This is a genomic window from Serratia sp. JKS296, from assembly GCF_900215445.1.
Lineage (GTDB): Bacteria > Pseudomonadota > Gammaproteobacteria > Enterobacterales > Enterobacteriaceae > Serratia > Serratia marcescens.
In genome coordinates, this window is sequence record NZ_OCMX01000001.1 from 4,096,140 (window position 1) to 4,117,556 (window position 21,417).

The following is a 21,417-nucleotide window of genomic DNA, read 5'->3' on the forward strand; positions in this document are numbered from 1 at the left end:
TAACGCAATAACAATATCACCTGGGAAATAAATAACGATGAAACGCAAACACCTTTGGGTTTTGAACCCTTGTCTGCTGGCAATGCTTGCGCCAGCGGCCTGGGCCGAAGATCAGAAAGCCGGCGCCGAAGAGCAGATGGTGGTCTCAGCCAGCCGTTCACACCGCAGCATGGCGGAAATGGCGCAGACCACCTGGGTGATCGAAAGTCAGGAGATCGAACAGCAGGTTCAGGGCGGCAAAGAGATCAAGGACATGTTGGCGCAGCTGATCCCCGGCATGGACGTCAGCGGCCAGGGCCGCACCAACTATGGCATGAATATGCGCGGCCGCTCGATGATGGTGATGATTGACGGCGTGCGCCTGAATTCATCGCGCAGCGACAGTCGCCAGTTGGATTCGATCGATCCGTTCAATATCGATCATATCGAGGTGATTTCCGGCGCGACCTCGCTGTACGGCGGCGGCAGCACCGGCGGCCTGATCAATATCGTCACCAAAAAAGGGCAACAGGAACAGCAGGTCGAGTTGCAGGTCGGCGGTAAAACAGGCTTTGGCGGCCATAACGATCACGACGAGAACGTGGCGGCGGCGGTCAGCGGCGGCAACGACAACGCCTCGGGGCGCCTGTCCGTTTCTTACCAGCGCTATGGCGGCTGGTATGACGGCAAAGGCAATGAGGTATTGATCGACAATACCCAAACCGGCCTGCAGTATTCCAATCGCCTCGATGTGATGGGCACCGGCACCCTCAACATCGACGATCATCAACAGCTGCAGCTGACCACCCAATACTACAAAAGCCAGTCCGACGGCGATCACGGCCTGTTTCTGGGGGAAAACTTCGCGGCGGTGACCGGCAACGCCAAGGCGTACAACAGCGGTAACTTAAACTCCGATCGCATCCCCGGCACCGAGCGCCACCTGATCAACCTGCAATATTCCAACACCGATTTCCTCGGCCAGGATCTGGTGGCGCAGGTCTACTATCGCGACGAAACGTTGACCTTCTACCCATTCCCAACGCTGGCGGGCAAAGCGCCGAACTATTACGTCAGCAGCATTGGCGCTTCGCAGCAAAAAACCGATTTTTACGGCGGCAAACTGACGTTAAACAGCAAACCTGTCGACGCGCTGACGCTGACTTACGGCATCGACGCCGAGCATGAGAGCTTCAACGCCAACCAGCAGTTCTTCAACCTGGCGAAGGCCCAACAGTCCGGCGGCATGACGCTGGAGAACGCTTACGGCACCGGCCGCTACCCGAGCTATACCACCAGCAACCTGGCGTCGTTCCTGCAGGCCAGTTACGACATCAATCCCATCTTCACCCTGAGCGGCGGCGTGCGCTACCAGTACACCGAAAACAAGATTGATGACTTCGTCGGTTATAACCAGCAGCAGGCGATCGCCACCGGCGCCGCGACGTCCGCCGACGCTATACCGGGAGGGAAAACCGACTACAACAACGCGCTGTTCAATGCCGGCCTGTTGGCACATCTGACCGAGCGCCAGCAAACCTGGTTCAACTTCTCTCAGGGCTTTGAGATCCCGGATCCGGGCAAATATTACGGCAACGGCACCTACGCGTTGAACGGCAGCCATTATCAATTGCTGAAGAGCGTCAACGTCGGCGATTCCAAGCTGGAAGGCATCAAGGTCAATGCCTACGAGCTGGGCTGGCGCTATACCGGCGATAACCTGCGCACGCAAATCGCCGCCTACTACTCGCTGTCCGACAAGAGCATCGCCATCAACAAAACCGACATGACCATCAACGTCAATGCGGACAAGCGGCGCATCTATGGGCTGGAAGGCGCGGTGGACTATTTCTTTGAAGACAGCGACTGGAGCGCCGGTACCAACTTCAACCTCATCCGTTCCGAAACCAAGGTCAACGGCGAATGGAAGAAGCTGGTGGTCGATACCGCCAGCCCATCGAAAGTCACCGCTTATGTCGGCTGGGCGCCGGGCGACTGGAATCTGCGCTTACAGTCGCAGCAAACCTTCGACGTGTCGGACGACGGCGATTACACCAAAGCCAACTCCACTCAGGGCCGCAAGATCGATGGCTACAACACCGTCGACTTCCTCGGCAGCTATACCCTGCCGGTAGGAAAAATCAGCTTCAGCGTGGAAAACCTGCTGGACAAGGAGTACACCACCGTTTGGGGCCAACGCGCGCCGATCCTGTACAGCCCGACCTACGGCTCGCCTGAGCTGTACAGCTATAAAGGCCGCGGACGCACCTTCGGCTTGAACTATTCGGTGTTATTCTGAGGATAAGGGGCCGGTCCGCCGGCCCCGTTGATTGGGCCGCACCGTTTTTCAGAGAACGGAAATGACGAAGCCCTGAGTTATCGCTAACTCAGGGCTTCTGAATAGTGGCGGAACGGACGGGGCTCGAACCCGCGACCCCCTGCGTGACAGGCAGGTATTCTAACCAACTGAACTACCGCTCCGCGCCATTCCCTCTTGCGGGGGAACGAGGCGCATATTACGGGCGCCTCTCGGTTCCGTCAACGCCTTTTTCTCCGCAAATGAACCGTTTGCACAGTTTTTCAACGAAGATTCATCCGGTGAGGTTTTTTCACGCAAAAACGCCGTTATTCCGCCGGCGCCCCGCGCCACAGGCAGCTACCGCCCTTTTTTGCCACCAGATCCAGACGCGCCTCATGCGCCTTCACTTCTTCGTCGCTGGCGTAGACCACTTTCATCGCCGTAGCCGGGCGGACGATACGCTGTATTTCTTGCGCGGCGTCATTTTGCTGGGTATCCCCCTCCATCTGGAACGCTATCGAGGTCTGACCGCCGGTCATCGCCAGATAGACTTCCGCCAGGATCTCGGCATCGAGCAATGCGCCGTGCAGCGTACGCTTGCTGTTATCTATCTCATAACGGCTGCACAAGGCATCGAGGTTGTTGCGCTTGCCCGGGAACAGGCGACGCGCCATCAACAGGCTGTCGGTGATGGTGCAGAAGGTCTCGGTCTTCGGGATACCCTGCTGCAACATGCGGAATTCGTGATCCATAAAGCCGATATCGAACGCCGCGTTATGGATCACCAGCTCGCCGCCGCGGATAAAGTCGAGAAATTCCTCGGCAACCTGATCGAAGGTCGGCTTGTCGGCCAGGAAGTCGTCGCTGATGCCGTGTACGCCGTAGGCTTCCGGATCCACCAGCCTATCCGGCTTGATGTAAACGTGGAAGTTGCGCCCGGTCAGGCGGCGGTTAATCACCTCCACCGCACCGATTTCGATGATGCGGTGCCCTTCGTAGTGCACCCCAAGCTTGTTCATACCGGTGGTTTCGGTATCGAGGACAATCTGTCTGGTGGTTGTAGAGATCATATTGCAGTGCTCACAGCGCTCGTTTATGTCAGACTTGGCTTTTATAAAACTGATAGGAAGAGTCTACCAGAGATGCTCAAACAGGTAGAAATTTTCACCGACGGCTCCTGCCTTGGCAACCCCGGCCCCGGTGGCTACGGCGCGATACTACGCTATAAGCAGACGGAAAAAACCTTCAGCGAAGGATTTCGTCTGACCACCAATAACCGCATGGAAATGATGGCGGCGATCGTGGCGCTGGAAGCGCTGACCGTCCCCTGCGCCGTGACGCTCAGCACCGACAGCCAGTACGTGCGCCAGGGCATCACCAGCTGGATCCATAACTGGAAGAAACGCGGTTGGAAAACCGCCGACAAAAAACCGGTCAAAAATGTCGATCTGTGGCAGCGGCTGGATCAGGCCATTCAGCGCCACGAGGTGAAATGGGAATGGGTCAAGGGCCACGCCGGCCATCCGGAGAACGAACGTTGTGACGTGCTGGCGCGCGAGGCGGCCGGCAAACCGACGCAGGAAGACGTCGGTTACCAACCGGAAGCCTAAGGCAGCTTGCGATAGCTCTTGGTCGCGCCCACCGCGCGGCTGAGAGACGGCTTTCTCGCCCCCAGTTTCATCGGCGTAGGCGTCAGCGGCAAGGTGCGCTTACGCGCCACAATTACGCTCATGCAGCCCAGCGCCGGCAAATGGGTACATAAAAACTTGCCGCCCTTGCGGTGCCACGGCAGCACGTGAAAACGCGCCTGGTGCAACACCTCGTAATTCAGCAGGCTGAGCCAATCCAGCAGCCGCATCTGGGTAAACATGCGGCTGACATAGGGCTGGCGGCGACGCAACCCGGGCACCAGCTTGCCCAATCCCAGCAGGCTGAACGGATTGAAGCTGCTGATGACCAACCAGCCGTCGTCGATCAACACCCTGTCCACTTCACGCAGCATGCGGTGCGGATCGTCCGCATAGGACAGCGTATGCGCCAGCAGGCAGGCATCTACCGACTTGGCGGCGAACGGCAGTTGATAAGCATCGGCGACCACCTGCAGCCCTTCCCCCTCCAGCCCTACGTTAACCTGGTGGGAGATTGCGCATTTGTCCGTGGCCAGCTCGGCGCTGAGCATGCCCATCTTCAGCAGATGGAAACCGAACAGCTTGGGCCACCAGGGTTGCAACTGCCGCTCGAGCGCTTCACGATAGTACTCCCCCCACGGCAGCTCAGCCCAGGACTGCGGGCCGGTGAGCTTTTGTAGAGTATGGGCTGGTTTCATGATTTATTATCTTCTTTCAAGCCGTTGCCAACGAGAGGTACACCATGAATCTTATCAGCATTCCCGCCTTCCAGGACAATTACATTTGGTTATTGGATGACCGACAGGGGCGCTGCATTATCGTCGATCCGGGTGAAGCGCAGCCGGTACTTGAAGCGTTGCAGCGCCTGCAGCTGGCGCCGGCGGCGATCCTGCTGACCCATCATCATCACGATCACGTCGGCGGCGTGGCGCAGATCGTGGCGCAGTATCCCGGCCTGGCCGTCTATGGGCCGCAAGAAACCGCGGACAAAGGCGCCAACCACATCGTCCGCGACGGCGACACCTTTGACATCGATGGCCGCCACTACAAGACTATCGCCGTTCCCGGTCATACGTTGGGCCATGTGGCATTCTATAGTGCCCCTTATCTGTTCTGCGGCGACACCATTTTCTCCGCCGGCTGCGGCAGGCTGTTTGAAGGCACCGCCAAACAAATGTACGACTCATTTCAACAACTCGCGCAACTTCCCGATAACACCTTAATTTGCTGCGCGCATGAATATACTCTTTCAAATCTTAAGTTTGCGCGGGCTATTTTGCCGGAAGATCGAGAGATTGAAACATATCAACAACATGTTGAAGCGTTAAGGGCAAAAGGCCAAGCCAGCGTGCCGACTACATTGCAATTAGAGCGCAAAATTAACCTATTTTTACGCTGCCATGACACTGATTTACAAAAGAAATTAGGCTTTAATTCACCACCCCAAAGCCTTCATTCAGTTTTTTCCGAATTACGCCTGCGGAAAGATAACTTCTAAGCTTTTAGTTGTGTTATTTGGCGAAGCAAAGTATTATTGCTCGTCTTTTAAGCAACTACATTGACACACACATGAAGGCTAAAGCGATATTTCTCGCCTCAGTCTTGCTAGTGGGTTGCCAGTCGTCCAGGCAGGACGCACCGGCGCCAGAACAGCATGCACAGAGTTTGTCTTCGGCTGGTCAAGATGGTGAAGCAGGAGAGTACACAGCAAATGGCCGAGCGAGCTCGGCGCGGTGGTTGGATAACAACAGTCCCGCCGCGCAACAGGACCTGTGGAACTTCATTAGCGACGAGCTGAAGATGGAGGTTCCGGAAAATTCCCGGATCCGTGATCAGAAAAGAAAGTACTTAAAAAGTAAGAGCTATCTCCACGATGTAACATTACGGGCAGAGCCGTACATGTACTGGATAGTCGGGCAGATTAAGAAACGTAATATGCCGATGGAACTGGTACTGCTACCCATAGTGGAGAGCGCTTTTGACCCACACGCCACGTCAAGTGCCAACGCCGCAGGGCTATGGCAAATCGTGCCGCAAACGGGTCGTAATTATGGTTTGAAAAACAATCAGTGGTATGACGGTCGACGCGATGTCGTCGCCTCAACAACCGCTGCGCTTAACATGATGCAGCGCTTGAACCGCATGTTTAACGGCGACTGGTTACTGACCGTAGCCGCCTATAACAGTGGTGAAGGCCGCGTGATGCAAGCGGTGAAGGCAAACAAACGCCAGGGTAAGCCAACCAATTTCTGGGCATTGTCGCTTCCGCGTGAAACGTCAATCTATGTCCCGAAAATGCTGGCGCTGAGCGACATCATCAAGAACAGCAAGAAGTACGGCGTGAAACTCCCGAAAACGGATGAAACCCGTGCGCTGGCGCGTATTGATGTCGGACAGCAGATCCAGCTGACTCAGGCGGCTGAGATGGCAGGGCTTTCAGTCACCAAGATGAAAGCGTATAACCCAGGCTACAAAAAAGGCGTTACGGCACCCAACGGGCCCCATTACATCATGGTTCCCAAAGGACATGCCGAGCAACTGAAAGACTCGCTGGCCGATGGCCAGATCGCCGTGACTCAGCCAACGACGCAGTTGGCGAAGAACAGCGGTTTGACCGGTGGCAGTTCGTATAAAGTGCGCTCCGGCGACACCTTATCGGGCATTGCCAAGCGGCTGAACGTTAAGACCAGCGATTTGCAGAGTTGGAACAACTTACGCGCCAAGAGCGCCATAAAAGTTGGGCAAACCCTGCAAGTGGCCAGCAATACTGGCAGTAACAGCAGTATCACCTACCAGGTCCGTAAAGGTGATTCGCTCGCCAGTATCGCACGTCGTCACGGCGTCGATATTAACGACGTGATGCGTTGGAATTCAACGCTCGCCAAAGGCAACCTGCAGCCAGGTCTGAAGCTGACCCTGTTTGTCGGCAACAAGCTAACGCCGGATACCTAAGTTTCCGGTACAAAAAAGCACCCTGCGGGGTGCTTTTTTATTACCTGCGATTCACCAGACGGGAGAGTCTTTTTCCGGGTGGAACTCCACCAACAACGGATTGTGATCCGACGCGCTGGTCACCAATACCGACGCCTCCACGACCCCCAGATTGCGGTAAAATACGAAATCCAGCGGACGGCCGAAGGCCTTGCGGCGATGATCGTCGGCGAAGCTCACTTCGCGCAGCGCCATCTCTCCGGCGAAGTCATACAGCGCATTGATGCGCTTGCGGCTCCAGGCGTTGAAGTCCCCGGCCATGATCACCGGCCCCCGGTGGCTGGCGATCTGCTCACCGATTGGCCCCAGTTGCTTGCTGTAGACGTCGACGCCCAGGCTAAAGTTCACCGCATGGATGTTCACCACCATCAACAGCTCGCCGTTGTACAGCGGATAAACGGTGATCAGGGCCGACTTGGACAGCCGCAGCAGCGGCTCTCGCTCGCGCAGCGGGCAACAGTAAACAGGATGAGCGGCCGCCAGCGTCATCACGCCGGAAGGGTGCTGCGGTAGCACAAAGGCCGGTACCTGATCGGCCGCCAGGTAGTTGGCGGTAGCGTAGCTCACCAGCTCCGGCGTGGTTTGCGCCTCTTGCAACAGCACCAGTTGCGCGTCTTTGCCATGGTTTTTCAGCACCGAAAGCCAGTCGGCTCGCTGCTGTTTGAAAATATTCCACACCATAACGCGCAAGGCGCCGGTCGTCGGCAGCGCCGCCCCTGGCGGCAACGGCTGGTTAACGGCGCCAGGAAAGATTCGCTCAACTGGCTGACCTGCAACATACCGCATTGCATAAGTTCGTTTCGGCACGCGATTCGCCTATTACCCAGTAACATGAAAACTGGCGATGAAGACTCGCCAACGATGAATTGATTATACGCCTACCCCGCATAGAGGGCATGGCTTTTGCGGGCATCACCTTTTCAGTTATAGGGGCCACCTGCAGCGATTTCAATCTTCTGACGGTATAGCTGTGTAAAGGTGGGGGATAATAGGTGAAAAATGCGAAAAGGCCCGCAAAACGCGGGCCAGGTAGTAATAGTTGCCTATCAAGCTGTTTGCCGCTGAGACTTTTTATCCAGACGGCCACTGAGGCTAACCAGCAACAATGCAACCACCACGATCAGCGCGCCAATCCAGGGGGTCTGCGCCAGCCCCAGCGAGGCAACGGTCTGGCCGCCAATCACCGAACCAAGCGCAATGCCGATGTTGAACGCCGCGATGTTGAGACCGGACGCCACATCCACCGCATTTGGCGTGTATTGTGCGGCTTTTTGTACCACATAGACCTGCAGCCCCGGCACGTTGCCGAAAGCGAACACGCCCATCGCAATCACCGTCAGCAAAGCGGCGATACTGTGGCTGGCGGTAAACTGAAACACCAGTAACAAAACGGCCAACGCGGCAAAGATAAAGCTCAACGCACGCACCGCCCCATGGCGATCGGCCAGCTTGCCCCCCCAGATGTTACCCACCGCCACCGCGACGCCATAAGCCAACAGTATCCAGCTCACGGTCGGAGCAGAGAAGCCCGCCAGTTCCTGCATCATCGGCGCAAGGAAGGTAAAGGTCGTGAAGACCCCGCCGTATCCCAATGCGGTAATTGCGTAAATCAGCAGCAGACGAGGATGGGTCAGTACTTTCATTTGCTCCCGCACGCCGGCGCTGCCCTGGTTCTTGATATTGTTCGGCACCAGAATAATGCTGGCCACTGTAGCGACCGCGCCAATCAGAGAAACGGCCAGGAAGGTTTCACGCCAGCCAAACTGCTGGCCGATGAATGTCCCTAACGGTACGCCGGTCACCAGCGCCACCGTCAGGCCACCAAACATGATGGCAATGGCGGAAGCCGCCTTCTCTTTCGCCACCAGGCTCGTCGCGATAGTGGAGCCGATAGAGAAGAACACGCCGTGCGCCAGGCCGGTCAACAACCGGGCAATCACCAGCGATTCATAGCTGGGTGATTGCCAGGCCAGCAGGTTGCCGAGAGTGAACAGCGCCATCAGGCCAACCAGCAGCAGCTTGCGCGGTATACGGCTGGTCAGGGCCGTCAGCACCGGCGCGCCAATGGCCACGCCGAGGGCATAGATAGTCACCAGCAATCCAGCGGACGGTACGGTCACCCCAAGCTGTTCCGCGATAGTCGGGATCAACCCGACAATCACGAACTCGGTCGTGCCGATAGCAAAAGCGCTGATGGTTAAGGCAAGTAATGCGAGTGGCATTTTTTACTCCGAAATAGCATTCAAGTTGATGACGGCTATTATCGGCCTATGCTTAAATGATAAAAATGCTCAAAATTTCAAATTAACTTTGCTATCGGAGCAAAAATGAAAGCAAACTCAGACGAGCTGATCACCTTTGTCACCGTAGTGGAAAGCGGCAGCTTCAGCCGGGCGGCCGAACGCCTGGAACAAGCGAACTCCGTAGTCAGCCGAACGGTGAAAAAACTGGAAAGCAAACTGGGCGTGACGTTGCTCAACCGCACCACGCGCCAAATCAGCCTGACTCAGGAAGGAGAGAATTACTTTCGCCAGGTGCAGAAGGTACTGAACGACATGGCCGCGGCGGAAAATGCGCTGATGGAAAGCCGCCAGCGTCCGCAAGGCCTGCTGCGCGTCGATGCAGCAACGCCAGTGGTGCTGCACATGCTGACGCCTTTAGTGGCGGAGTTCCGCGAACGTTATCCTGAAATGTCGCTATCGCTGGTGTCTTCGGAAAACTTTATCAATTTGATCGAGCGAAAAGTGGATATCGCAATCCGCGTAGGCGAACTGACCGATTCCACGCTGAAAGCACGCAAACTGATGACCAGCTATCGGCATGTGCTCGCCTCTCCCGCCTATCTGGCTCAACACGGCACGCCACTAACGGTAGAAGATCTTGCACATCACTGCTGCATCGGCTTCAACGACCTGCCCAGCCTGAACCGCTGGCCACTGGCTTGTTCAGATGGCAGCCAGTTGGAAATTACCCCAGGCTTGACGACCAATAGCGGAGAAACCCAGCGCCATCTCTGTCTGCATGGCAACGGTATCGCTTGCCTGTCGGACTTTATGAGCGACGAAGATATCAAACGTGGAGATTTGGTTCCGATTCTGGTGGAAGCGACACTGCCGGTCGCCATGCCGATCAACGCGGTTTATTACAGCGACAGCGCCGTCAGCAACCGTCTGCGCAGCTTTATTGATTTTGTGAGTGAATACCTGAAACGATAAAAAAGGCGCCCCGATGGGCGCCTTACGCTGACTACTGCGAGGAATGATTAATCCCAGTTTGGCGCCAGACCTTCCGGGCTAACCAGACGGCCGTTGCACTCCAGTGCGGCAATCTGCGCCATATCTTCGTCGGTCAGCGTCAGTTGCTGCGCCAACAGGTTGCTCGCCAGGTTTTCACGCTTGGTCGAGGAAGGAATAACTGCATAGCCCAGCTTCAATGCCCAAGCCAGGACAACCTGTGCTGGAGTTGCATTGTGACGAGCGGCGATGCTTTTGATCGTTTCATCCTGCAGCGCTTTGCCGTAGGCCAACGTCATGTAAGAGGTGATGGCGATGCCGTGCTGCTGCGCGAATTCTACCACCTTGCGGTTCTGCAAGAACGGTGACAGCTCGATTTGGTTGGTGGCGATTTCATCGGCGCCAATCGCGTCAATCGCTTGCTGCATCAAATCGATGGTGAAGTTAGATACGCCAATTTGGCGAGTCAGTCCCAGCTTTTTCGCTTCCAGCAGCTCAGCCATAAATTCGGCAACCGGCACTTCGTCGTTGGGTGACGGCCAGTGGATCAGCGTCAGATCAACGTAGGACGTTTGCAGTTTTTTCAGGCTTTCTTGCAGGCTTGGGATCAGCGCGCCTTTCGCCAGGTTCGCGATCCAAATCTTGGTGGTGATGAACAGGTCTTCACGTTTCACGCCGCTGGCAGCGATAGCCTGGCCAACAGCCGCTTCGTTTTCATAGATCTGCGCAGTATCGATAGTGCGATAGCCCAGCTCGAGTGCGGTGCTGACAGAATCGATAACAACCTGATCCTGAAGGCGGAAAGTACCTAAACCAAATGCAGGGATGCTCATAATGTTTTCTCTCATTAACAGGTAGATGTGGTATGAGGAAGATTATGGCAACTTTTTTATTGATCAAAAACGCCTGGTTCGGCATAAGACTTTTGATCTAACGGCAACAATATGGGGGGTAAGGCGGTAAGGAAGGACAATTCCGGCCTGAAAAGCGCAAAATGCAGATATGAAAAAGCCCTGAGTCGAGACTCAGGGCTTATCAATTAAGTGGCGGAACGGACGGGGCTCGAACCCGCGACCCCCTGCGTGACAGGCAGGTATTCTAACCAACTGAACTACCGCTCCACCGATTCTTTTACGTTGCATCTTTCGATGCCGGCAACATCGCGTTCTACGATTTGCGCATTACCAGTCGTCACACTGATAACGTTTATTTGATACCTGGCAGTGTCCTACTCTCGCATGGGGAGACCCCACACTACCATCGGCGCTACGGCGTTTCACTTCTGAGTTCGGCATGGGGTCAGGTGGGACCACCGCGCTATTGCCGCCAGGCAAATTCGTTTTAATCAACCCGCTTCATCGCTGAAGCCAGTCAATCCAATCTGTCAACAAGCTGAATATCGTCTCGGTCTCACCAAAACACCTTCGGTGTTGTAAGGTTAAGCCTCACGGATCATTAGTACTGGTTAGCTCAATGCATCGCTGCACTTACACACCCAGCCTATCAACGTCTTAGTCTTAAACGTTCCTTCAGGGGCCTTGAAGGCCCAGGGAAGACTCATCTTGAGGCAAGTTTCGCGCTTAGATGCTTTCAGCGCTTATCTTTTCCGCACTTAGCTACCGGGCAATGCCATTGGCATGACAACCCGAACACCAGTGGTGCGTTCACTCCGGTCCTCTCGTACTAGGAGCAACCCCTCTCAATCTTCCAACGCCCACGGCAGATAGGGACCGAACTGTCTCACGACGTTCTAAACCCAGCTCGCGTACCACTTTAAATGGCGAACAGCCATACCCTTGGGACCTACTTCAGCCCCAGGATGTGATGAGCCGACATCGAGGTGCCAAACACCGCCGTCGATATGAACTCTTGGGCGGTATCAGCCTGTTATCCCCGGAGTACCTTTTATCCGTTGAGCGATGGCCCTTCCATTCAGAACCACCGGATCACTAAGACCTACTTTCGTACCTGCTCGAGCCGTCACTCTCGCAGTCAAGCTAGCTTATGCCTTTGCACTAACCTCACGATGTCCGACCGTGATTAGCTAACCTTCGTGCTCCTCCGTTACTCTTTGGGAGGAGACCGCCCCAGTCAAACTACCCACCAGACACTGTCCTCACCCCAGATTATGGGGCCGAGTTAGAACATCAAACATTAAAGGGTGGTATTTCAAGGATGGCTCCACGCAGACTGGCGTCCACGCTTCAAAGCCTCCCACCTATCCTACACATCAAGGCTCAATGTTCAGTGTCAAGCTATAGTAAAGGTTCACGGGGTCTTTCCGTCTTGCCGCGGGTACACTGCATCTTCACAGCGAGTTCAATTTCACTGAGTCTCGGGTGGAGACAGCCTGGCCATCATTACGCCATTCGTGCAGGTCGGAACTTACCCGACAAGGAATTTCGCTACCTTAGGACCGTTATAGTTACGGCCGCCGTTTACTGGGGCTTCGATCAAGAGCTTCGCCTTGCGGCTGACCCCATCAATTAACCTTCCAGCACCGGGCAGGCGTCACACCGTATACGTCCACTTTCGTGTTTGCACAGTGCTGTGTTTTTATTAAACAGTTGCAGCCAGCTGGTATCTTCGACTGGCTTCAGCTCCATCCGCGAGGGACTTCACCTACATGCCAGCGTGCCTTCTCCCGAAGTTACGGCACCATTTTGCCTAGTTCCTTCACCCGAGTTCTCTCAAGCGCCTTGGTATTCTCTACCTGACCACCTGTGTCGGTTTGGGGTACGATTTAATGTTACCTGATGCTTAGAGGATTTTCCTGGAAGCAGGGCATCAACTACTTCTGCACCGTAGTGCATCGTCATCACGCCTCAGGGTTAGTATGCAACCGGATTTACCAGGTCACACCCCCTACACGCTTAAACCGGGACAACCGTCGCCCGGCTAGCCTAGCCTTCTCCGTCCCCCCTTCGCAGTAACACCAAGTACAGGAATATTAACCTGTTTCCCATCGACTACGCTTTTCAGCCTCGCCTTAGGGGTCGACTCACCCTGCCCCGATTAACGTTGGACAGGAACCCTTGGTCTTCCGGCGAGCGGGCTTTTCACCCGCTTTATCGTTACTTATGTCAGCATTCGCACTTCTGATACCTCCAGCAACCCTCACAGGCCACCTTCAACGGCTTACAGAACGCTCCCCTACCCAACAACGCCTAAGCGTCGCTGCCGCAGCTTCGGTGCATGGTTTAGCCCCGTTACATCTTCCGCGCAGGCCGACTCGACCAGTGAGCTATTACGCTTTCTTTAAATGATGGCTGCTTCTAAGCCAACATCCTGGCTGTCTATGCCTTCCCACATCGTTTCCCACTTAACCATGACTTTGGGACCTTAGCTGGCGGTCTGGGTTGTTTCCCTCTTCACGACGGACGTTAGCACCCGCCGTGTGTCTCCCGTGATAACATTCTTCGGTATTCGGAGTTTGCATCGGTTTGGTAAGCCGGGATGGCCCCCTAGCCGAAACAGTGCTCTACCCCCGAAGATGAGTTCACGAGGCGCTACCTAAATAGCTTTCGGGGAGAACCAGCTATCTCCCGGTTTGATTGGCCTTTCACCCCCAGCCACAAGTCATCCGCTAATTTTTCAACATTAGTCGGTTCGGTCCTCCAGTTAGTGTTACCCAACCTTCAACCTGCCCATGGCTAGATCACCGGGTTTCGGGTCTATACCTTGCAACTAATCGCCCAGTTAAGACTCGGTTTCCCTACGGCTCCCCTATACGGTTAACCTTGCTACAAAATATAAGTCGCTGACCCATTATACAAAAGGTACGCAGTCACACCACGAAGGTGCTCCCACTGCTTGTACGTACACGGTTTCAGGTTCTATTTCACTCCCCTCGCCGGGGTTCTTTTCGCCTTTCCCTCACGGTACTGGTTCACTATCGGTCAGTCAGGAGTATTTAGCCTTGGAGGATGGTCCCCCCATATTCAGACAGGATGTCACGTGTCCCGCCCTACTCATCGAACTCACGACCTGTGCATTTTAGTGTACGGGGCTATCACCCTTTGCTGCGCGACTTTCCAGACGCTTCCACTAACACACAAGCCGATTCAGGTTCTGGGCTCCTCCCCGTTCGCTCGCCGCTACTGGGGGAATCTCGGTTGATTTCTTTTCCTCGGGGTACTTAGATGTTTCAGTTCCCCCGGTTCGCCTCATGCCACTATGTATTCATGACATGATAGTGTGTCGAAACACACTGGGTTTCCCCATTCGGGTATCGCCGGTTATAACGGTTCATATCACCTTACCGACGCTTTTCGCAGATTAGCACGCCCTTCATCGCCTCTGACTGCCTAGGCATCCACCGTGTACGCTTAGTCACTTAACCTCACAACCCGAAGATGTTTCCATCGTTCGTGCTGCAAACATTTGAGAGACTCTATGACAGGTTACTCTTCATCCCAGTACATCTACGGAGGGATAAATTTCAGCCGTCATGTTTCAATTTTCAGCTTGTTCCAGATTGTTAAAGAGCAATATCTTAAACATGACTCGGAAGTCATCTTTAAGATATGGTGTATCGTCAGATACTTGAGACCGCCGCTTTCACCGGGTGGGTCGGAAGCTTGGCGTCCCCTAGGGGATTCGAACCCCTGTTACCGCCGTGAAAGGGCGGTGTCCTAGGCCTCTAGACGAAGGGGACACGACACCGTACTTTTATGACGCTTTTGCTCGTTACTTTTTCATCAGACAATCTGTGTGAGCACGCCACGCGAACTAATATCTTTAGGTAAGGAGGTGATCCAACCGCAGGTTCCCCTACGGTTACCTTGTTACGACTTCACCCCAGTCATGAATCACAAAGTGGTAAGCGCCCTCCCGAAGGTTAAGCTACCTACTTCTTTTGCAACCCACTCCCATGGTGTGACGGGCGGTGTGTACAAGGCCCGGGAACGTATTCACCGTAGCATTCTGATCTACGATTACTAGCGATTCCGACTTCATGGAGTCGAGTTGCAGACTCCAATCCGGACTACGACATACTTTATGAGGTCCGCTTGCTCTCGCGAGGTCGCTTCTCTTTGTATATGCCATTGTAGCACGTGTGTAGCCCTACTCGTAAGGGCCATGATGACTTGACGTCATCCCCACCTTCCTCCAGTTTATCACTGGCAGTCTCCTTTGAGTTCCCGGCCGAACCGCTGGCAACAAAGGATAAGGGTTGCGCTCGTTGCGGGACTTAACCCAACATTTCACAACACGAGCTGACGACAGCCATGCAGCACCTGTCTCAGAGTTCCCGAAGGCACCAAAGCATCTCTGCTAAGTTCTCTGGATGTCAAGAGTAGGTAAGGTTCTTCGCGTTGCATCGAATTAAACCACATGCTCCACCGCTTGTGCGGGCCCCCGTCAATTCATTTGAGTTTTAACCTTGCGGCCGTACTCCCCAGGCGGTCGATTTAACGCGTTAGCTCCGGAAGCCACGCCTCAAGGGCACAACCTCCAAATCGACATCGTTTACAGCGTGGACTACCAGGGTATCTAATCCTGTTTGCTCCCCACGCTTTCGCACCTGAGCGTCAGTCTTCGTCCAGGGGGCCGCCTTCGCCACCGGTATTCCTCCAGATCTCTACGCATTTCACCGCTACACCTGGAATTCTACCCCCCTCTACGAGACTCTAGCTTGCCAGTTTCAAATGCAGTTCCCAGGTTGAGCCCGGGGATTTCACATCTGACTTAACAAACCGCCTGCGTGCGCTTTACGCCCAGTAATTCCGATTAACGCTTGCACCCTCCGTATTACCGCGGCTGCTGGCACGGAGTTAGCCGGTGCTTCTTCTGCGAGTAACGTCAATTGATGAACGTATTAAGTTCACCACCTTCCTCCTCGCTGAAAGTGCTTTACAACCCGAAGGCCTTCTTCACACACGCGGCATGGCTGCATCAGGCTTGCGCCCATTGTGCAATATTCCCCACTGCTGCCTCCCGTAGGAGTCTGGACCGTGTCTCAGTTCCAGTGTGGCTGGTCATCCTCTCAGACCAGCTAGGGATCGTCGCCTAGGTGAGCCATTACCCCACCTACTAGCTAATCCCATCTGGGCACATCTGATGGCAAGAGGCCCGAAGGTCCCCCTCTTTGGTCTTGCGACGTTATGCGGTATTAGCTACCGTTTCCAGTAGTTATCCCCCTCCATCAGGCAGTTTCCCAGACATTACTCACCCGTCCGCCGCTCGTCACCCAGGGAGCAAGCTCCCCTGTGCTACCGCTCGACTTGCATGTGTTAAGCCTGCCGCCAGCGTTCAATCTGAGCCATGATCAAACTCTTCAATTAAAAGCTTGATTTGCTTCCACTCGAGAAGCGATGCTCAAAGATTTACTGCATGAATTTTACTTCAGTTAGTCACTCTTCAAGACTTGATATTTTTTTGCATCCGAAGATGCTGGATATCGTCTTGTGGAGTGCCCACACAGATTGTCTGATAAATTGTTAAAGAGCAGTGCCGAGAAACTCATCGGCGCGGGCTGCGTATACTACGCTTTTCGCCCGGAGAGTCAAGCGTTTATTTCGCTTTCTTCTCGCTGACCCGGCGGCTTGTCAGTCGTTGTTCCCGGTCAGTGGAGGCGCATTATAGGGAGTTCTCGGCAGGCCGCAACCCCTAATTGCAAAAAACTTTTCAAGCGTTCAAATAATCACCAGAAATGCCTTTTTAGGATGTTTATTAGTCAAAAAACACCGGTTTTAGCGCAGTAATAGCGGCAAACCCTGCAAACAGGAGCAAACGAAGATAAAGAAAAGGGAGCGGTCACCCGCTCCCTTTCATCTTTATAGGCTTAACTGTCGTTATTGGCGTGCAACGATATGGTCGTTTTCCACATCCAGCGTTACCAGCTTGCCGGGGATCAGCTTGCCAGACAGGATTTGCTGCGCCAGCGGGTTCTCGATCTCCTGCTGAATAGCACGTTTCAACGGACGCGCACCATACACAGGGTCGTAACCGGTTTTGCTCAACAGTGCCAGAGCCGGTTCGGTCATGGTCACTTCGTAACCGCGCTCTTCCAAACGCTTGTACAGACGCGACAGCTGAATCTTGGCGATTGCAGCAATGTGTTTCTCGCCCAGCGGATGGAACACCACCACTTCGTCGATACGGTTGATGAACTCCGGACGGAAGTGGTGACTCACCATCTCCATCACCGACTCTTTCATCTGAGCGTAGTTCATCTGACCGAAATGCTCCTGGATCAGATCGGACCCCAGGTTGGACGTCATGATCACCACAGTATTGCGGAAATCGACGGTGCGGCCCTGGCCATCGGTCAGGCGGCCGTCATCCAACACCTGCAACAGAATATTGAATACGTCCGGGTGCGCTTTCTCGACTTCATCCAGCAGGATCACCGAGTAAGGCCGGCGGCGCACGGCTTCCGTCAGGTAGCCGCCCTCTTCATAGCCGACATAACCCGGAGGCGCGCCGACCAGACGCGAAACGGAGTGTTTCTCCATAAACTCGGACATGTCGATACGCACCATGGCGTCGTCGCTGTCGAACAGGAACGAAGCCAACGCCTTGCAGAGCTCGGTTTTCCCCACCCCGGTCGGGCCAAGGAACAGGAACGAACCGATCGGCCGGTTAGGATCGGACAACCCGGCGCGGCTGCGGCGGATAGCGTTAGAGACCGCGCTGACCGCTTCGTCCTGGCCAATCACTCGCGAATGCAGCTCTTGCTCCAGACGCAGCAGCTTGTCGCGCTCGCCTTCCAGCATTCTGGCCACCGGGATCCCTGTGGCGCGCGCCAGCACTTCAGCAATCTCCGCATCGGTCACCCGGTTGCGCAGCAGCTTCATGCTCTTGCCTTCGGCCTGCGTGGCGGCGGCGAGCTGTTTCTCCAGCTCAGGGATCTTGCCGTACTGCAGTTCCGACATCCGCCCCAGATCGCCGACGCGGCGCGCCTGCTCCAAGGTGATTTTGGCCTGCTCGAGTTCCGCCTTGATGTTCTGAGTACCGGAGAGCGACGCTTTTTCCGCTTTCCACTCTTCTTCCAGCTCCGAATATTCGCGTTCTTTCTGCCCCAGCTCATCGCTGAGCATGTCCAGGCGTTTCTTACTGGCGTCGTCCGACTCTTTATTCAGCGCCTGCTGTTCCAGCTTCAACTGAATGATGCGGCGCTCAAGCCGATCGAGCGACTCAGGCTTGGAGTCCATCTGCATGCGAATGCTGGACGCCGCTTCGTCGATCAGGTCGATAGCCTTGTCCGGCAATTGACGATCGGCGATATAACGGTGCGAAAGCGTTGCCGCCGCCACGATGGCCGGATCGGTGATCTGCACGTGGTGGTGCAGTTCGTAACGCTCTTTCAGGCCGCGCAGAATAGCGATAGTGTCTTCCACGCTCGGCTCCGCCACATACACTTTCTGGAAACGACGCTCGAGCGCCGCATCCTTCTCTATATATTGACGATACTCATCCAGCGTGGTGGCACCGACGCAGTGCAGCTCGCCGCGCGCCAGCGCCGGCTTGAGCATATTACCCGCATCCATCGCGCCATCCGCCTTACCGGCGCCGACCATGGTGTGCAGTTCGTCGATAAACAGGATAACGCTGCCTTCCTGCTTGGCCAGATCGTTGAGCACGCCTTTCAGACGCTCTTCAAACTCGCCGCGGTATTTGGCGCCGGCAATCAAAGCGCCCATATCGAGGGACAATACGCGCTTGTGCTTCAGCCCTTCCGGCACTTCGCCGTTGATGATGCGCTGCGCCAGGCCTTCGACGATGGCGGTTTTACCTACGCCAGGTTCGCCGATCAGCACCGGGTTGTTTTTGGTGCGGCGTTGCAGCACCTGAATGGTACGACGGATCTCTTCGTCACGGCCGATCACCGGGTCAAGCTTGCCCTGCTCGGCGCGTTCGGTCAGATCGATCGTGTATTTCTTCAATGCCTGCCGTTGGTCTTCGGCGCCTTGGTCTTCCACGCTGTCACCGCCTCTCATTTGTTCAATGGCTTTGCTGATTTTGTCGGCCGTCGCGCCGGCCGCTTTCAACAAGTCGGTCAACGAGCCGCGGTCTTCCAGCACCGCAAGCACAAACAGCTCGGAAGAAATGAATTTGTCCGCGCGCTTCTGCGCCAGCTTGTCGCACAGGTTCAGAACGCGCACCAGCTCATGGGACGGTTGAACGTCGCCACCGGTGCCTTCTACCTGCGGTAAACGGGACAGCGCCTGTTCGATCTCGGTGCGCACGCGCCCGGCATCGATACCTGCGGAAGTTAATAGTGGACGAACCGTGCCCCCTTCCTGATTGAGCAGGGCGCTCATCAGATGTAGCGGTTCAATAAACTGGTTGTCGTGCCCAAGGGCTAGTGACTGGGCATCGGCGAGGGCAAGCTGGAATTTGTTGGTAAGACGATCCAGACGCATAACACCTCCAAGATGGGTCGAAATTGCTACTGGAGATTAAATGAGGTCATCCCTCAAATTTTCAAGGTTATCTCGACGCTAAATTTTCGGTACAACGCCATGCGTCGTTGGATCGTCCTAATTCAATAGGTTATATCAGCCAGATTAAACTTGCCAGACGTCCGGTTATTCCGTCGCGCCGATAGGAGAAAAAATGGCTCATTTCGTTAACCGTACAGCGGTCGCCGCCGTAGATGGCCTGAACGCCCGCACGCAACAAGCGTTGGCGAGCCAGCAAGTAGATATTAGCCAAAAACTTATCGCCGTGCGGGGCAAATGCCGCTGCGGCCTCAGCGTCTTCCGCCATGAAAGCGGCGCGCACCTCCGGCCCGACCTCAAACTGCTGCGGGCCGATCGCCGGCCCCAGCCAGGCGCTAATTTGGCCCGGCGCGGCGCTGAACGCCGCCACGGTTTGCTCCAGCACGCCGTGGCATAGCCCACGCCAGCCGGCGTGAGCGGCGGCCACTTCGTCGCCGTGCTGCGAGCAGAACAGCACCGGCAGACAATCCGCCGTCATCACGGCACACACCTGCCCCGGCACGTTGCTGTACACCGCATCCGCCCGCAGATCGGCGGGCGCTTGTCCCGTCAACGTCACCACGCGAGTGCCGTGCACCTGCTCGAGCCACACCGGCATCTGCGGCAAGCCGGCGGCGATAACCAATCGTTCCCGATTGCGCTTCACCGCTTGCTCCTCGTCACCGACGTGAGCGCCGAGGTTCAGCGAGTCATAAGGCGGCAGGCTGACGCCGCCGCGACGCGTGGTGCTGTAGGCCTTAACGCCGGCAGGCAACGGCCAGTCAGGCAGAATGAGCGAGCTCATTACCAGTCCATCTGATCTTTGAATTCTTCGGTGTCCGCCTTCAGCGCGTTGATCAGATCGACCATGTCCTGCGGCAGCGGCGCATGCCACTCCATCTGAATACCGCTAATCGGATGATACAAACGCAGCATAGTGGCGTGCAGCGCCTGACGGTCAAAACCGCGCAGCGTATTAATGAAGGCTTCCGAAGCGCCTTTCGGCGGACGCGGACGACCGCCGTACAGCGGATCGCCCACCAGCGGATGGCTGATATAGGCCATGTGCACGCGGATCTGGTGAGTACGGCCGGTTTCCAGGCGCAGGCGCAGGCGGGTGTGTGCGCGGAAGTGTTCCATGATGCGGTAGTGCGTTACCGCCGGTTTACCCATCGGGTGCACCGCCATATGGGTACGCTTGGTGGAATGACGCGCGATAGGCTCTTCCACCGTGCCGCCGGCGGTCATGGTGCCGATCGCCACCGCTTCGTATTCACGGGTGATTTCACGCGCCTGCAGCGCTTCCACCAGCCGGGTTTGGGCCGGCACGGTTTTCGCCACCACCATCAGGCCGGTGGTGTCTTTGTCCAGACGGTGCACGATGCCGGCACGCGGCACGTCGGCGATTTCCGGGTAGTGATACAGCAGCGCATTGAGCACCGTGCCGTCCGGGTTACCGGCGCCAGGGTGCACCACCAAATCGCGCGGTTTGTTGATCACCAGGATGTCGCTGTCTTCATAGACGATATCCAGCGCGATATCCTGTGGCTCCCAACGCGCCTCTTCTTCAATCTGTGCATCGATGGCGACGGTCTCTCCGCCCAGCACCTTCTCTTTCGGTTTGTTTGACGTTTTGCCATTGACCTTCACCCGATCGCCCAGGATCCACTCTTTTATGCGAGATCGTGAATAATCAGGGAACAATTCGGCCAAAGCCTGATCTAAACGTTGTCCGAGTTGAGATTCGGCCACCGTTGCGGTGAGTTGTACTTGTTGTGCCATATGCAGCTTCTTCGTTAACGTTGGGTTTTCACGGCGATGCCGTTTAATATAATGTGCTATTGTACCTGGTCTTTGTC

General features: G+C 55.6%; 13 protein-coding genes, 3 tRNA genes and 3 rRNA genes. 5 read left to right on the forward strand and 14 right to left on the reverse strand.

Annotation, left to right across the window (positions count from 1 at the left end):
* Window positions 1-37 precede the first annotated feature (37 nt).
* Window positions 38-2,278 (forward strand): TonB-dependent siderophore receptor, encoded by a 2,241-nt coding sequence (locus CRO23_RS19700; RefSeq protein ID WP_079450821.1) that lies wholly within the window; start codon window positions 38-40, stop codon window positions 2,276-2,278.
* Window positions 2,279-2,383: 105 nt separating this feature from the next.
* Here CRO23_RS19700 and CRO23_RS19705 read toward each other — a convergent pair.
* Window positions 2,384-2,460: transfer RNA gene (locus tag CRO23_RS19705), tRNA-Asp, on the reverse strand.
* Between the two features lie 144 nt (window positions 2,461-2,604).
* Window positions 2,605-3,348, reverse strand: a complete 744-nt coding sequence (dnaQ, locus tag CRO23_RS19710; protein ID WP_004930195.1) for a DNA polymerase III subunit epsilon — start codon at window positions 3,346-3,348, stop codon at window positions 2,605-2,607.
* 72 nt (window positions 3,349-3,420) lie between these two features.
* Here dnaQ and rnhA point away from each other — a divergent pair, with 72 nt between their 5' ends.
* Window positions 3,421-3,888, forward strand: a complete 468-nt coding sequence (rnhA, locus tag CRO23_RS19715; protein ID WP_004930193.1) for a ribonuclease HI — start codon at window positions 3,421-3,423, stop codon at window positions 3,886-3,888.
* On the opposite strand, the gene CRO23_RS19720 is transcribed toward rnhA, so the two are convergent.
* Entirely contained in the window at window positions 3,885-4,604 is a 720-nt protein-coding gene (locus CRO23_RS19720; protein WP_016929004.1) for a class I SAM-dependent methyltransferase, read from the reverse strand. The two genes, rnhA and CRO23_RS19720, sit on opposite strands and share 4 nt — an antisense overlap.
* A gap of 44 nt (window positions 4,605-4,648) precedes the next feature.
* Here CRO23_RS19720 and gloB point away from each other — a divergent pair, with 44 nt between their 5' ends.
* Together gloB and mltD are read left to right on the forward strand one after the other, a co-directional pair.
* Window positions 4,649-5,404 carry a hydroxyacylglutathione hydrolase gene (gene gloB / locus CRO23_RS19725; RefSeq protein WP_016929005.1) on the forward strand — a complete coding sequence of 252 codons (756 nt, stop codon included), beginning with the start codon at window positions 4,649-4,651 and terminating at the stop codon, window positions 5,402-5,404.
* 71 nt (window positions 5,405-5,475) lie between these two features.
* Complete coding sequence (mltD, locus tag CRO23_RS19730) at window positions 5,476-6,858, forward strand: murein transglycosylase D (RefSeq protein WP_004930188.1); 1,383 nt, start codon at window positions 5,476-5,478, stop codon at window positions 6,856-6,858.
* Window positions 6,859-6,909: 51 nt separating this feature from the next.
* On the opposite strand, the gene CRO23_RS19735 is transcribed toward mltD, so the two are convergent.
* Window positions 6,910-7,704 (reverse strand): endonuclease/exonuclease/phosphatase family protein, encoded by a 795-nt coding sequence (locus tag CRO23_RS19735; protein ID WP_028127832.1) that lies wholly within the window; start codon window positions 7,702-7,704, stop codon window positions 6,910-6,912.
* Window positions 7,705-7,943: 239 nt separating this feature from the next.
* A complete protein-coding gene (locus CRO23_RS19740; RefSeq protein WP_016929008.1) occupies window positions 7,944-9,119 on the reverse strand; it encodes an MFS transporter in 1,176 nt (391 codons plus the stop codon).
* 105 nt (window positions 9,120-9,224) lie between these two features.
* Between CRO23_RS19740 and yafC the strand changes: the two genes are divergently transcribed.
* Window positions 9,225-10,112, forward strand: coding sequence for a DNA-binding transcriptional regulator YafC (yafC, locus tag CRO23_RS19745; protein ID WP_004930183.1), 888 nt, complete (start codon window positions 9,225-9,227; stop codon window positions 10,110-10,112).
* A gap of 47 nt (window positions 10,113-10,159) precedes the next feature.
* Here yafC and dkgB read toward each other — a convergent pair whose 3' ends face one another.
* From dkgB to rluD, 9 genes are all read right to left on the reverse strand, one after another.
* Complete coding sequence (dkgB, locus tag CRO23_RS19750; protein ID WP_016929009.1) at window positions 10,160-10,963, reverse strand: 2,5-didehydrogluconate reductase DkgB; 804 nt, start codon at window positions 10,961-10,963, stop codon at window positions 10,160-10,162.
* A 211-nt stretch (window positions 10,964-11,174) separates the two neighbouring features.
* Window positions 11,175-11,251 (reverse strand) — tRNA-Asp (locus CRO23_RS19755).
* Between the two features lie 94 nt (window positions 11,252-11,345).
* Window positions 11,346-11,461: ribosomal RNA gene (rrf, locus tag CRO23_RS19760) — 5S ribosomal RNA — on the reverse strand.
* A gap of 103 nt (window positions 11,462-11,564) precedes the next feature.
* Window positions 11,565-14,472, reverse strand: a 23S ribosomal RNA gene (locus CRO23_RS19765).
* Window positions 14,473-14,711: 239 nt separating this feature from the next.
* Window positions 14,712-14,787 (reverse strand) — tRNA-Glu (locus CRO23_RS19770).
* A gap of 88 nt (window positions 14,788-14,875) precedes the next feature.
* A 16S ribosomal RNA gene (locus tag CRO23_RS19775) occupies window positions 14,876-16,417 on the reverse strand.
* Together the 16S, 23S and 5S rRNA genes with 2 tRNA genes alongside form the textbook arrangement of a ribosomal RNA operon.
* A gap of 510 nt (window positions 16,418-16,927) precedes the next feature.
* Window positions 16,928-19,501 carry an ATP-dependent chaperone ClpB gene (clpB, locus tag CRO23_RS19780; protein ID WP_025301647.1) on the reverse strand — a complete coding sequence of 858 codons (2,574 nt, stop codon included), beginning with the start codon at window positions 19,499-19,501 and terminating at the stop codon, window positions 16,928-16,930.
* A 130-nt stretch (window positions 19,502-19,631) separates the two neighbouring features.
* The gene (gene yfiH / locus CRO23_RS19785; protein ID WP_097102725.1) at window positions 19,632-20,363 is read right to left on the reverse strand and encodes a purine nucleoside phosphorylase YfiH; all 732 of its coding nucleotides are present in this window, start codon (window positions 20,361-20,363) and stop codon (window positions 19,632-19,634) included.
* Window positions 20,363-21,340 (reverse strand): 23S rRNA pseudouridine(1911/1915/1917) synthase RluD, encoded by a 978-nt coding sequence (gene rluD / locus CRO23_RS19790; RefSeq protein ID WP_028127833.1) that lies wholly within the window; start codon window positions 21,338-21,340, stop codon window positions 20,363-20,365. The genes yfiH and rluD overlap by 1 nt, the downstream gene beginning before the upstream one ends.
* Window positions 21,341-21,417: the final 77 nt, after the last annotated feature.

Excerpts from the sequence above, each read along its gene's own strand:
- CRO23_RS19700 (WP_079450821.1), top strand. The coding sequence starts at position 38 with ATGAAACGCAAACACCTTTGGGTTTTGAACCCTTGTCTGCTGGCAATG.
- dnaQ (WP_004930195.1), bottom strand. The coding sequence starts at position 3,348 with ATGATCTCTACAACCACCAGACAGATTGTCCTCGATACCGAAACCACC.
- rnhA (WP_004930193.1), top strand. The coding sequence starts at position 3,421 with ATGCTCAAACAGGTAGAAATTTTCACCGACGGCTCCTGCCTTGGCAAC.
- CRO23_RS19720 (WP_016929004.1), bottom strand. The coding sequence starts at position 4,604 with ATGAAACCAGCCCATACTCTACAAAAGCTCACCGGCCCGCAGTCCTGG.
- gloB (WP_016929005.1), top strand. The coding sequence starts at position 4,649 with ATGAATCTTATCAGCATTCCCGCCTTCCAGGACAATTACATTTGGTTA.
- mltD (WP_004930188.1), top strand. The coding sequence starts at position 5,476 with ATGAAGGCTAAAGCGATATTTCTCGCCTCAGTCTTGCTAGTGGGTTGC.
- CRO23_RS19740 (WP_016929008.1), bottom strand. The coding sequence starts at position 9,119 with ATGCCACTCGCATTACTTGCCTTAACCATCAGCGCTTTTGCTATCGGC.
- yafC (WP_004930183.1), top strand. The coding sequence starts at position 9,225 with ATGAAAGCAAACTCAGACGAGCTGATCACCTTTGTCACCGTAGTGGAA.
- dkgB (WP_016929009.1), bottom strand. The coding sequence starts at position 10,963 with ATGAGCATCCCTGCATTTGGTTTAGGTACTTTCCGCCTTCAGGATCAG.
- clpB (WP_025301647.1), bottom strand. The coding sequence starts at position 19,501 with ATGCGTCTGGATCGTCTTACCAACAAATTCCAGCTTGCCCTCGCCGAT.
- yfiH (WP_097102725.1), bottom strand. The coding sequence starts at position 20,363 with ATGAGCTCGCTCATTCTGCCTGACTGGCCGTTGCCTGCCGGCGTTAAG.
- rluD (WP_028127833.1), bottom strand. The coding sequence starts at position 21,340 with ATGGCACAACAAGTACAACTCACCGCAACGGTGGCCGAATCTCAACTC.